The following is a 13,558-nucleotide window of genomic DNA, read 5'->3' on the forward strand; positions in this document are numbered from 1 at the left end:
TTGGAATTTATTAAAAAAATTGCCCAAACACAACTGTTTAAGATTACGTCTTTAAATAGTTTAAGCGTCATTTTAAAAATTGGAATCGGGTTAATTACTTCAAAATTATTGGCTGTTTTTGTAGGCCCAAGCGGAATGGCTTTAGTTGGTAATTTGAGAAATTTTTTAACTTCCTTAGAAGGTATTTCGACTTTAGGTTTTCAAAACGGAATTATAAAATATGTTGCTGAAAACGAAGAAAATGAGAATCAGCTTAAAAAAATAATTACCACAGTTTTTATTAGTTTGCTATGTATTGCGAGTGTTTTAAGTGGCGTCTTATATTTTTTTGCGTCTTATTGGAACAGTCAAATATTTGGAAATAATTTCGAATATGCAGTTGTTTTTAAAGTACTGGCGTTGGCTTTGCCTTGGTATGCAATTTCTGTTTTTTTGTTATCCGTAATTAATGGTTTAGGGCAATTCAAAAGAGTAATTTGGGTCAATATAATAGGAAATGCCATTGGTCTATTGGTTTCTATCAGTCTAATTTTGAATTATAAAACCTTGGGCGCTTTACTTTCCTTGGTGATTTCGCCAGCTTTATTGTTTTTCGTGACATTCTATTATATAAATAAAGAAATTAATTTTTTTAAAACGATTCGGTTTCAGCAGTTTGATTTTCAGGTGCTAAAAAATCTATCGTCTTATTCTTTAATGGTCGTAGTTTCAACAGTTTTAGGGCCTTTGGTGTATTTGTTAATCAGAAATCATGTTATCCAGAATATTGGACTGGAACAAGCCGGTTTTTGGGAAACAATGACCCGTATTTCAACGTATTATATGCTGTTTGTTACCACAATTTTGACTGTTTATTTTTTACCGAAATTGGCTGTCGCCAAAAACAATCTGGAGACAAAACGTGTTTTTTGGAGTTATTTCAAAAGCATTTTACCCGTTTTCATAATAGTATTAGCGGTGCTTTACTTTTTACGATTTTTTATCGTTAATTTACTTTTTACCAATGCGTTTCTACCGGTAGCGACTTTGTTTTTTTGGCAGTTGGCAGGAGATGTTTTAAAAGTTGCTTCTTTGATTTTAGGGTATCAGTTTTTTGCAAAAAAATTAACTGTAGCCTTTATAATCTCAGAGTTGTTTTCACTTTTAGTTTTGTACTTTTTGAGTGTTTATTTAGTTAATTTATTTGGAATTCAAGGAGTTGTAATGGCACAGGCTTTTGATAATTTTATTTATTTGTTGGTGTTGGTTGTTTATTTTAGGAAGAGTTTGTTTTAGATAAAAACTTAAGCTTTTTGCCAAGTTTCTAAGTATTGATTAGCGATTTTTATATAATCATGTTCTTTCTCCACAAATGTTCTTGCCCGTTTGCCAATTGCTATAATCTCTTCAGGATTTTCAATCAAAAAAGACAATTCATTTACTAAATAATCTACATTAGGTAAAGCATTTACAGCAACTCGTTCTGATAAATTATAATGCTGTACAAACTCTTTTTCGGCACCAGTGAATACGACTTTTCCTTTTGCCATGGCTTCTAGTGCATTATAACCTTGGTCGCAACTAAAAGTTTGGTCTAATAAAATATGTGCTTTATTGTATGAGTCTATATAAACGGGATATGGAACTGTTTTTGTAATAATTATTTCCACTCGATTTTCGTATTTTATTTTTATAATTTCAAGTGCTTTTTCAAAATAAGGAATGCCTTTTTGATTGTAGCTCCATTCATTTATACCAAGAAAAATTACTATTTTATTTTCAATGTTCGATTGCTGAAACATTAATTTTGTATGATTAATTGGGTATGGAATGAAACCGGAATATTTCGAACTTTTATTTACGGCAGCAACATAATCAAAATCAGTCGCAATAATTCCAATGCATTTATCAAGTACCAAATCGTGTACTTTTTTATGGCTTTCTTTTAAATATTCAAATAATGGATAAAACTCTTTGGTTAGTTTTGGATTAAGAAAAAAGGGTTGTAAAATTGATTTTTTATTTTTGTTTTCTATGTCGAATTTCATGTTCAAATAATCAGCGCCACACGACAAGACGAAAACTCTTTTATTTGATTCGAAAATTTTCTTAATCAAGAAAAGTTCTGATTTTTTTGTTGTTTTTATAGGAGCTTCATTAACGAACTGAATTACGTCGAAATTTTTAAATTTTGGAAGTAAAAAATAAAAACGGATTCCATATTCTACAGTCGCAAAGTCATATTTAAAAAGGCGATAAATAATTTGTCTAACTATATTAATTAACTTAAATTTACTCCATTTGGCTTCAAAATCTAAATCAACGGGATAGTTTTTGAAACCATCACTATTTGCTGCTAAAATTACTTCATGTCCAAGTTGAACTAACCCTTCCTTCAAAGAATTGTGTAAAAGACTATATTCTCCGATAAGTAAAATTCGCATGAATAGTATATTTATAACGAAAATATACAATCAGCAATGATAAAACAAAACTTTAAGTATAAAATTGCTTTAATTGGGTATCGGTTAAGTGGAGGCGGAAGCGAAAAAGTTATGGCTGCGTTGTCTATTTTTTTTGATAAAATTGGGATAGACGTTTATAACATAATTATTTTAGATGAAGTATCATATCCTTATGCTGGGAAGCTTGTCAATTTAGGATTGTTGAAAGATAACAAAAATGGATTTGTCGATAAATACAAGCGACTGATTGCTTTACGAAATTGTTTAAATGCGAATGATTTTGATTATATAATAGATTTTCGTTTTAGAATTAAACCTATTCAGGAGTTAATTGTATCACGATTGATTTATAACACAAAAACGATATTTACAGTTCATAGTTTTTTGATAGATCATTATATGCCTAACAATTCTTTGTTAGCCAGGTTTATGTACAATCATTGTTATGCGAATGTTGCTATTGTGGAAGAAATGAAGGAATTGATCGAGCGTAAGCATAATTTAAAAAATGTTGTTACGATTTCTAATCCTGTTAATTTAGAGGAAGTTAACGAAAAGTGTACGGAATCAATTGAAATTGAATTTGATTATATCATAGCGATAGGTCAATATGAGAGTCCAATAAAGCAGTTTGATAAGTTGATATTGAGTTATGCAAATTCAAGTTTACCTCATAAAAATATTCATCTTATAATACTGGGGAAAGGCAATAAAATTCCATTGGAAAGTATAGCAGAAGCGAGTGGAATTTCAGAATATGTACATTTTTTAGAATACCAAAACAATCCTTTTAAGTATATTTCTAAAGCTAAATTTCTCGTATTAACGAGTAAAAACGAAGGATTTGCAAATGTTTTGTTAGAAGCTTTAGCGTGTGAAACTCCCGTTATAGCATTTGACTGTCCTTGTGGGCCAAGTGTAATTATTAAGGATAAAAAAAATGGTATTTTAGTAGAAAATCAAAACTTGCAAAAACTTACGGAAGCAATGAATTTATTAGAATCAGATGAATCTTTATATCTCCATTGTAAGCAAAATGCATTAGAAAGCATAAAGCCTTTTTTGTTGAATACAATTGGTCAGCAATGGCTAGAACTGATGAAAATGGAAGATATTTTAAGTACAACTAAATTAGAATTATGAATGTAAAAATTATTGACATTCCAAAAATAGAAAATACCTTAGGAAATATTGCTGTAATGGAAAACGGTTCTATTCCTTTTGATATAAAAAGAGTTTATTATTTATATGACATACCTAGTTCGTCAAAACGCGGAGGTCATTCCCATAAAAATCTCCAACAAATATTGATAGCCATTTCAGGAAGTTTTGATGTTGTTTTAAAGAATGGAAGTTCAGTCAAAACAATTACATTGAATAAACCAGACAAAGGATTATTTATAGAAAATCATATTTGGAGGGAATTAGAAAATTTTTCTTCCGGAGCGGTTTGTTTGGTTTTGGCATCTGATGTGTTCGATGAAGAAGATTATATTCGGGATTTTGATGAATTTTTGATTTCTAAAAAATGAAACTTTTATACATTGTTCCCAACATAAATAACGAAGGCGGTGTAGCCCGAATGCTTTCTGTAAAGGCAAATTATCTAGTTGAAAAATTGGGATATGAAGTTGATATTCTGACTCAAAACAAGGGTTTTTCTCCTTTGTTTTATTCTTTTAATTCCAATATTATTTTTCACGATATACTATTGAAAGGTAATTTTTTTCAGTTTTTTAATTCTTTTTCCAAAGGGTTAAAAAATAAAATTAAAGCAATTCAACCTGATGTTATTGTTGTTTGTGATAATGGACTAAAAGCGTATTTGATTCCTTTTATTTTAAAAAATAAAGTTCCTCTTGTGCTAGAAATGCACAGTTCTAAGTTTATTGAGGAAAGAGAATCAGATAAAAATATTTTGACGAAAGTTGCATTTAATTGGATTCATGCTTTAAAAAAAATTGGAATAAAGGAATACGATCGGTTTGTTGTGGAAACGAGCGAAAGCATTGCAGAATGGGAAATAAATAATGCAATTGTCATTCCAAATCCTTTATGGTTTACTTCCGAAAAACCAAGTGCTTTAGAAAATAAAAAAGTCATTGCTGTAGGACGACATACGTACGAAAAAGGATTTGACAGAATGTTACAAATCTGGAAAAAAGTTATTGCAAAACATCCAGATTGGATATTGGAAATTTACGGAAAAGCATCAGGAAATCTCGATTTAAAATTGCTGGCCGAAAATCTAAATGTTTCGAATAATGTTGTTTTTCATAAACCGGTTCAAGATATTGATAAAAAATATTTAGAAGCTTCGTTTTATCTTATGACGTCTCGATTTGAAGGTTTTGGAATGGTTTTGATTGAGGCGATGGCTTCCGGATTGCCTTGTGTTGCTTATGATTGTCCGTGCGGACCAAGAGGCATTTTGTCTCAAAAAGAAGACGGTTTTTTGATTGAAAACGGCAACCAATCAGATTATGTAAAAGCAGTCGAGACTTTAATCGAAAATGTAAAATTAAGAAGAGAGATGGGAAAAAAGGCAAAATTGTCTAGCGAAAAATACAACATCGATGCCATTATGCAAACTTGGAATCAATTGTTTATTGGAATCAAAAAGAATTAATTTTTATGATTTAGCGAGCATAAATACCCAACTCGAAACCAATTAAAAAGAAATAAATTAGGGTTTTTTCCAGTCAAATTTTGCGATAGATATTTCTCGAAAACGGAATGTATTTTTGAAAAGATAAAAGTGGATTTTGTTCTTTTTAAAAAATGATACAATTGAATCAGTCTTACAAATTCAATATCAATTTTTTCTTCTTCATACAGCGAAATCAAATTTTCTAAAGACTCTTTGGTTTTGTTCAAATAAACCAAATTAGTGTCAATATCTCCGTGTTTAACAGGATTTTCAATGTGATTTACTTTAGATTTTAATAGACCTAACTGATACGAAAGTTGGGTGTCATCATGACCATATTTCTTTCTGTTTGTGTCAAATTTTACTTTGTTGAAACAGTCTTTTTTGATTACAGTATTGTTAAAAAGTAACGATTGATACGGTTTTTTCTTTCGGTTTGCTGCAGATTTGTCCTCAATAAATCTTCCGTATTTCCAACGTAGTTTTTGATTGTCGGAAGGACATTTTTCAGGATGCAACCTTCCGCCATAAACAACATCAAAATCCTGAAGATTGTCAATGTATTTTTTTATAAAATGGTCATGAATAATAATAGAGTCCCCATCGATAAAAAGCAAATAATCAAATTTTGCTTGTTTAGCAAGTGAATTTCTGTTTTCTCGATGCGCTAGATTTTCTTTTAAAGAGACAAAACTGCAATTGGATACTGCATTTACATTTTCATTAGATGTATTCAAACTTGATTCAGAAGCGTCGTCTTGACATAGAATTTCAAAATGTATTCCGCAATCTATACATTGTTTGTGCAGCTCTAAAACAAGCGGATAAACATTGTAATTGTATATAGGAACAAGAATAGAAAGCATTATGCCGTTCTCTGAACCACTTCAAAGATTTTTGCATCTTCGCATTTCAATGTTTTTGAAGGGAATTTCATTAATAATGCATAATCGTGTGTTGCCATAATAATGGTTTTTCCGTTAGCATTGATCTTTTTTAATACTTCTAATACTTCGGCGCTCGTTTGTGGATCTAAGTTTCCAGTTGGTTCATCAGCAAGGATTAATTCTGGATCGTTAAGCAAAGCTCTGGCGATAGCCACACGCTGTTGTTCTCCTCCAGAAAGTTGATGTGGCATTTTTTTGCCAAAATCTCTCATTCCCACTTTATTCAAAACTTCGTCGATCTTATTTTGCATTTCTACATTGTCTGTCCAGCCAGTTGCTTTAAGTACAAACAACATATTGTCATTTACAGTACGGTCCGGCAGTAATTTGAAATCTTGAAAAACGATTCCAATCTTTCTTCTCAAAAACGGAATGTCATCTTCTTTTAAAGTGGCTAAATCAAAATCTACTATATGACCTTCTCCTTCCGTTAAAGCTAAATCAGCATATAAAGTTTTCATTAAACTACTTTTTCCGGAACCTGTTTTTCCAATAATATAAAGGAATTCACCGTGTTTTACCTCCAAGTTTACTTGGGATAAAATAGATTTACCTTCTTGATAAATGTTTACATTTTTTAGAGACAGTACGGATTGTGACATAATTTGCATTTGTTTATTGGGTAAAAGTAATAAGATAACGGTTCTATTCAAAATAAATTCTATTCAATTAGATAGAATTGTGATAATTATAAATAATATGTGAAAGTAGCGGAGTTTGCAGGGATGAATAGTACAGCATTGAAAGTTAAATTCTGCAGTGTTAAAAAAAATGTTCATAATAAAAGCCAATAACGATTCGTTATAGACTTCAGAATATGATACATTTGAATTATTAAAATAAAATCACAATGCGTAAAATTTCTTGGCTCTTCTTTATTCCAATTTTCATTATAACGGCCACTGTTTCGGCACAAAAATCAACCATTTACACACACGATTCGAAAGATTTCAATAAAGCAGTTTCTTTATTTAAAGACGCGCAATATGCATCGGCGCAACTAATTTTTAATAAAGTAAAGGAAACGGCCACTACTGAAGAACTAAAATCAGATTGTGCGTATTATGCAGCTAATTGCGCCATTCGAACCAACCAATCCAATGCGGATGAATTGATGGAGCAATTTGTTTCGGATTATCCTACGAGCGTAAAACAAAATCAGGCGTACATTGAAGTGGCACATTATCATTTTAACCAAGGGAATTATCCGCAAGCTTTAGAATGGTTTGATAAAGTGGACGAAAGTAGTTTAAGCAGAAATGACCAAGATAAATTTAACTTCCAGAAAGGCTATAGTTTTTTTAATGCCAAAAAGAAAAAGGAAGCTACAGTGTATTTGAATAAAGTGGTAAACTCAGCTGAATATGGATCTCAAGCCAAATATTATTTAGGATTTATGGCTTATGAAGGCGATGATTACAAGCAAGCTACAAAGTATTTTGACGAAGTTTCAGGCGAAGAAAAGTACAAAGAAAAGCTTTCTTATTATCAGGCTGATATGAACTTTAAGTTAGGAAATTTTCAAAAAGCAATTGATTTAGGTCAGAAAGCTATGGCTAAATCAACTCCTTTGGAAAAATCAGAACTCAATAAAATCATTGGCGAAAGCTACTTCAATTTGAAGCAATATGATAAAGCAATTCCATATTTAGTAGATTATAAAGGAAAAAAAGGAAAATGGAATAATACTGATTTCTATCAATTGGGATATGCGTATTACAAACAAAAAGACTACGAAAACGCGATTTCTCAGTTCAATAAAATAATTGGCGGGAAAGATTTCGTAGCGCAAAATGCCTATTATCATTTGGGAGAAAGTTACCTCAATACCGATAAAAAACAACAAGCATTGAATGCTTTTAAAAATGCTTCGGAAATGGAGTTTGATGTAGCAATTCAGGAAGATGCCAGTTTAAATTATGCCAAATTAAGTTATGAATTAGGGAATTCGTATCAAAGTGTACCAGCAGTTTTACAAGCTTTTTTGAAAAAATATCCAGAGAATGCAAGCCGTTCTGAAGTTGAAAAATTACTGATAGATTCTTATATTTCTTCTAAAAACTACAAAGAAGCCTTAGTTTTATTGGAAAAAAATAAAGCACCAGAAAATAAATTAGCCTACCAAAAAGTGCTTTTTTATAGAGGTTTAGAATTGTATACCGATGGGAATTACCCGGAAGCATTGAAAATGTTCACGAAATCCGTAAGCGAACAAAAAGATGCTGTTTTTACGGCTCGTGCTACTTTCTGGCAAGGAGAAACAGAATATGTTTTAAATGATTTTAAAAACGCTTTATTAAGTTTCAAGCAGTTCATTAGTTCAAACCAAGCAGCAACAACACCGGAATTTAAAAACAGTAATTACAATATTGCGTACGCGTATTTCAAATTGAAAGAATACGATCAAGCAGGTGATTATTTCCAAAAACAAATAGAAAAAGCGCCTAGTGATAAAGTGCGTTTGAATGATTCGTATTTGCGTTTAGCGGATTGTCGTTTTGTGACTTCAAAATACGGTCCCGCAATGGATGCCTACACTAAAGTGATCGAATCCAAAAGTGTTGATGCAGATTATGCCTACTTCCAAAAAGCAATTTCCTATGGCTTTATGGCTAAAAACGATAAGAAAATTGACGAGCTAAATGCTTTTTTACAATTGTATCCAAAATCAGAATACAGAGACGATGCGCTTTTTGAACTGGCAAATACCTACGTTGCTGAGAATAAAAATGACCTTGCCGTTAAAACGTATGACCGTTTAAATACGGAATTTAAAAAAGGATCTTTCACTTCCAGATCTATTTTGCGTCAGGGATTAGTGTATTATAATACGGATAAAGACGAGCAGGCATTGTTGAAGTTTAAAAAAGTAGCTGCAGATTTCCCTAGAACTCCTGAGGCTTTAGAAGCGGTAGCAACCGCTCGATTGATTTATGTGGACAATGGCAGAGTAGACGAATATGCAACTTGGGTTCGTACATTAGATTTTGTTGCTGTAACGGATGCAGAACTGGATAATGATACGTATGAAGCTGCTGAAAAACAATTTCAACAAAATAACACCAAGCAGGCTATTGCAGGATTTAGTGGGTATATAAATCAATTTCCTAGAGGAATTCATGCTTTGCAGGCTAATTATTATCTGGCTCAATTGTATTATTCTGAAGGATCAGAGAGCAAATCTATTCCTAATTATGAATACGTGATTGCACAATCCAGAAGTGAATTTACAGAACAATCGTTGTCGCGATTGGCTCAAATTTTCCTTAAAAATAAAGAGTATGAGAAAGCAATTCCGGTTTTATCCCGTTTAGAAAACGAAGCGGATATTTCTCAGAATAAAACTTTTGCACAATCTAATTTGATGAAATCGTACTATGACAAAAAAGATTATCCAAATTCGGTTATATATGCTGAGAAGGTTTTAATGAATCCTAAAACGGATGATAATGTAAAAAGTGACGCGCAAATCATCATTGCACGTGCGGCAATTGAAACCGGTGATGAAGCGAAAGCAAAAGTTGCTTACGCAAAATTAATGACGATTGCCAAAGGAGAATTAGCTGCCGAAGCCTTGTATTATGATGCTTATTTTAAAAACAAAGATGCAAAATTTGAAGCTTCAAATGTTGCGGTTCAAAAATTAGCGAAGAATTATTCCAGCTATAAATATTTTGGAGCCAAAGGATTAGTCTTAATGGCCAAAAACTTTTACGGACTAAAAGACAGTTATCAGGCAACGTATATTTTAGAAAATGTAATTCAGAATTTCACTGGTTTTCCGGATGTAGTTTCAGATGCGCAAAGAGAATTGGATAGTATAAGAGCAGAAGAATCCAAAACAAATTCATCGATTACTAAGTAAAGAAGTCGGGGAATTGTATTAAGAAAAAAAGAAGAATCGGCATGAAGTTTTTAAAATGATCGAAGCCAAAAAACAAAGAGAATGAATCTACCTTTTTACATCGTTGATGTTTTTACAGAGAAAAAATATGCAGGCAATCAATTGGCTATTTTTTTAGAGGCTGAAGGCTTAAGTGACGAACAGATGCAAAAAATTGCCCGTGAAATCAACTTTGCGGAAAGTACATTCATCACGAAGCTTAGCCCTGAAAGTAATACAGCAACAATTAGAATTTTTACTCCAGAGCACGAAATGAAGTTTGCTGGACATCCAATAATAGGAACATCGTGGGTTTTGATGAATAAAATATTTGGAAATCAACCGCGAAATATAACTTTAAAGGTTCCAATTGGTGAAATTCCAGTGCATCAATCGGGAGATTTGGTTTGGTTGAAGTCGGCTCAACCCCAGTTTTTAGATACTTTTTCAGCAGAGAGTTTTTTATCTTTCAGTAATCTAAGTAGTGCTGATTTTGATGATGCATTTCCCATTCAGGAAGTGACCACAGGAAGCGCGTTTGTAATTGTTCCTCTCAAAAACAAAAAAGCATTGGAGAATTTAATTCTTGACAAGGATATAATGAACGAATGGTTACACAAGCATTGTAAAACTAATCATAGAGCGTTATATTTCTATTGTTTAGAAGATGATAAACTCATTAGCAGAATGCTGTGTATTGAAAATAATCAACTTATTGAAGATGCAGCAACGGGAAGTGCAAGCACTTGTTTACAGGCTTTTCTGTTAAAATATAATGCGCCAGAAATTCAAATTATCAATCATCAGGGAGATTTTATTAACAGATCTTCTCAAATTTATTTTGATGGAAAATTAACTGAAAATCATTTTGATATAAAAATAGGTGGAGAAACGCAATTCATTGCAAAAGGCGAATGGGAAGTTTAAATTACAGGTTAAGAGTTATAAATAAGTAGTAAAAAAGTAAAGAGGCAATTAGAAAGAAAGTTTAGTGATTAGGCAATTTGTAAAGTCTTGTTTCTTTCTTCTTTTATCAAAAAACAACAATAAAAATGAGAATCAATTTCCAAAATAAAATAATTATAAGTTTGTTACTTATTGCATTTCAGTTTTCGTTTGCACAAAAGAAAGAGCAAATAGGAACCGAAACTGTAAATGTTGTAAAACCATATACACCAAAAATTTCGGATGCTTTTAAAGTAAAAGAAATTCCAGAACTAGATGATGAAGGAAATTCCAAGAAAGAAAAGATAAAATACACGATTTTCTCTTTTCCGGTAGCATCTACTTTTACACCGTCAAAAGGAAAAGCTGAAGGTGTAGAAAAAGAAAAACAAGCGCATTTATTTAAAAATTACGCCACTTTTGGAGTTGGGAATTACGGAACCTTTATTGGGGAATTATTCGTAAATCATGATCTTAATGACACGGATTATGTTGGTGGAATGTTCCGTCATCATTCGTCTGAAGGCGGAATTCAAAATGTAGCATTAGAAGATCGTTTTTATGACACATCGATTGATTTGATGTATGGTTCCAATCAAAAAGACGTGTCTTGGAATCTTGATTTAGGGTATCAAAACCAAATTTATAATTGGTATGGATTACCTGAAAATTTTGGGAGTACTTTGACGCCTCAAGACAGAGTGACTTTAATTAACGGAATTAATCCACAGCAAACTTACGGTACGATATCATTAGGCGGAAATGTAGCATTTAACGAAAGTATTTTAAACAAAGCAAGTCTTAAATACAATCATTTTTCGGATGCTTCCGGATCTTCGGAAAATCGATTTTATGCAAAGCCGACAGTAGAATTTGATGTAATGGAAAGTGCTGTAAAAACAAATATAATTGTTGATTATGTTGGTGGAAGTTTCAAGAAAAATTATTCAAATACGAATACTGAACGTGTGAAATATGGTTTTACAAATTTTGGAATTGTTCCTAGTTTTGTAATGCAAGAAGATGATTGGACGTTGAATATCGGAGCTGGATTGTTTTATAGCTTGGATAATGTAAATAGCAATAATAAGTTTTTAGTGTATCCGCAATTCAATGCTTCGTATAAAGTGGTTGGTGATTTGATGATTTTCTATGCTGGAGCCGAAGGGAATTTGGAGCAAAATTCCTATATGGATTTTGTGAATGAAAATCCGTTTTTATCACCAACATTGAATATTGCGCCAACAGACAAGCAGTATGATGTTTTTGCCGGATTAAAAGGGAAATTGACTAATAATGTGAGTTATAATATTAAAGCTTCGTATGTAAACGAAAGAAATAAAGCCTTGTTTAGAAGCAATGATTACAATGAAAACACGAGTAATGATGATTATGCGTATGGAAACTCCTTTCAAGTAGTGTATGATGATATGAAAACATTGAGTTTTTACGGAGAATTAAAAGCTGATTTTTCTGAAGATGTTACTTTTGGAATCAATGGAACTTTCAGTAGTTATACCAATGATCTTCAACAAGAAGCTTGGAATTTACCAACAATAAAAATAAATTCAAATCTTGATTTTAATATAACAGAGAAATGGTTCGCTGGTGCAAATGTGTTTTACGTAGGTGAGCGAAAAGATTTCCAGATAAATACTAATTTTGTGACTAACGCTGCTCCAGTAACTTTGAAGTCTTATTTTGATGTCAATGCAAATGTAGGATTCAAATACAGCGACCGATTGACTGCTTTTGCAAGAGCCAATAATATCACTAATAATGCCTACCAAAAATGGTTGAATTACCCAGTTCAGGGATTTCAAGTGATTTTAGGAGTGAACTATAAATTTGATTTTTAACTTTTTACTTAACCACCAAGTTCACAAAGAAAGCGCAAAGACCACAAAAAAATATTTAAGATTTTAGGTTAACCTTTTGCCTTTTTTGGTTAAAATTTTTTAAATATAGAAATATAATTAAAAAAAAACTTCGTGAACATTGTGCTTTCTTTGTGAACTTTGTGGTTAAACTTTAATAAATGACTTTCAAACAAAAAATACATACCCATTATTTACAATTAGTTCAGGACAGAATCGATGTTTTTAAAGACATGATTGCCGCACTTACTGAAGATTCTAAGAACGATGCCAAAGGTTCTGCCGGAGACAAACATGAAACCGCTTTATCAATGATGCACATTGAGCAGGAAAAACTTAATCGTAAATTGACAGAAGTATTGGATCAAAAAACAGTTTTGGATAAAATTGACGCTACTGCAATTGCTGAGACTATTATTGTTGGGAGCTTGGTAAAAGCAAACGGAATCTATTTGTATCTGAGTGTGGCGCTTCCAAAAATTAATGTCGAAGGAATCAATATTATCGCATTATCACCGCAATCTCCTTTGGGAAATAAACTCATTGGAAATCAAGAAGGTTTTACTTTTGAGATTAATGGTACGAAATATTTGGTGGAGACTATTGAATAAAATCCCTTATAATTGCTGATGCTTGCATCCGTCTTATCTGCATCCCATTTTACAATCCTCAACTTCGATTCTGTTTTTATTCTCTTTTAATTACATTTTAAACACAAATGCTATTTTTTGGTTGTTATTTATAACTAAAAATAGTATTTGTGTTTTTCAATTAGAACTATAACTCCATCTTTGCCTTATCAAAATAAACAA

11 protein-coding genes are annotated in these 13,558 nt (G+C 31.8%); 8 read left to right on the plus strand and 3 right to left on the minus strand.

From position 1 onward, the window contains the following. Window positions 1-1,275, plus strand: a complete 1,275-nt coding sequence (locus QLS97_RS06055; RefSeq protein WP_282714990.1) for an O-antigen translocase — start codon at window positions 1-3, stop codon at window positions 1,273-1,275. Between the two features lie 8 nt (window positions 1,276-1,283). On the opposite strand, the gene QLS97_RS06060 is transcribed toward QLS97_RS06055, so the two are convergent. After that, a complete protein-coding gene (locus QLS97_RS06060; RefSeq protein WP_282714992.1) occupies window positions 1,284-2,423 on the minus strand; it encodes a glycosyltransferase in 1,140 nt (379 codons plus the stop codon). Window positions 2,424-2,459: 36 nt separating this feature from the next. Between QLS97_RS06060 and QLS97_RS06065 the strand changes: the two genes are divergently transcribed. Genes QLS97_RS06065 through QLS97_RS06075 form a run of 3 tightly spaced genes read left to right on the plus strand, consistent with a single transcriptional unit; the run spans window position 2,460 to window position 5,073 of the window. Beyond that, entirely contained in the window at window positions 2,460-3,587 is a 1,128-nt protein-coding gene (locus QLS97_RS06065) for a glycosyltransferase (protein WP_282714994.1), read from the plus strand. Then, window positions 3,584-3,976 (plus strand): sugar 3,4-ketoisomerase, encoded by a 393-nt coding sequence (locus tag QLS97_RS06070; RefSeq protein ID WP_282714996.1) that lies wholly within the window; start codon window positions 3,584-3,586, stop codon window positions 3,974-3,976. Before QLS97_RS06065 ends, QLS97_RS06070 begins: the two co-directional genes overlap by 4 nt. Beyond that, window positions 3,973-5,073: a glycosyltransferase family 4 protein gene (locus QLS97_RS06075; protein WP_282714997.1), complete on the plus strand. Its 1,101-nt coding sequence runs from the start codon at window positions 3,973-3,975 to the stop codon at window positions 5,071-5,073. Before QLS97_RS06070 ends, QLS97_RS06075 begins: the two co-directional genes overlap by 4 nt. On the opposite strand, the gene QLS97_RS06080 is transcribed toward QLS97_RS06075, so the two are convergent. Both QLS97_RS06080 and QLS97_RS06085 read right to left on the minus strand, forming a co-directional pair. After that, window positions 5,070-5,960: a glycosyltransferase family 2 protein gene (locus QLS97_RS06080; RefSeq protein ID WP_282714999.1), complete on the minus strand. Its 891-nt coding sequence runs from the start codon at window positions 5,958-5,960 to the stop codon at window positions 5,070-5,072. The genes QLS97_RS06075 and QLS97_RS06080 overlap by 4 nt on opposite strands. Beyond that, window positions 5,960-6,643, minus strand: a complete 684-nt coding sequence (locus QLS97_RS06085; protein WP_282715001.1) for a cell division ATP-binding protein FtsE — start codon at window positions 6,641-6,643, stop codon at window positions 5,960-5,962. Before QLS97_RS06085 ends, QLS97_RS06080 begins: the two co-directional genes overlap by 1 nt. 248 nt (window positions 6,644-6,891) lie before the next feature. Here QLS97_RS06085 and QLS97_RS06090 point away from each other — a divergent pair, with 248 nt between their 5' ends. From QLS97_RS06090 to QLS97_RS06105, 4 genes are all read left to right on the plus strand, one after another. Further along, complete coding sequence (locus QLS97_RS06090) at window positions 6,892-9,906, plus strand: tetratricopeptide repeat protein (protein WP_282715003.1); 3,015 nt, start codon at window positions 6,892-6,894, stop codon at window positions 9,904-9,906. A gap of 81 nt (window positions 9,907-9,987) precedes the next feature. Next, window positions 9,988-10,851: a PhzF family phenazine biosynthesis protein gene (locus QLS97_RS06095; protein ID WP_282715005.1), complete on the plus strand. Its 864-nt coding sequence runs from the start codon at window positions 9,988-9,990 to the stop codon at window positions 10,849-10,851. A 125-nt stretch (window positions 10,852-10,976) separates the two neighbouring features. After that, window positions 10,977-12,728, plus strand: coding sequence for a porin family protein (locus tag QLS97_RS06100; RefSeq protein ID WP_282715007.1), 1,752 nt, complete (start codon window positions 10,977-10,979; stop codon window positions 12,726-12,728). Between the two features lie 179 nt (window positions 12,729-12,907). Further along, window positions 12,908-13,357, plus strand: a complete 450-nt coding sequence (locus QLS97_RS06105; protein WP_282715009.1) for a hypothetical protein — start codon at window positions 12,908-12,910, stop codon at window positions 13,355-13,357. The last annotated feature ends 201 nt before the right edge of the window (window positions 13,358-13,558 follow it).

The sequence above is a fragment of the Flavobacterium yafengii genome (assembly GCF_030010375.1).
In the GTDB taxonomy this organism is placed as follows: Bacteria; Bacteroidota; Bacteroidia; order Flavobacteriales; family Flavobacteriaceae; genus Flavobacterium; species Flavobacterium yafengii.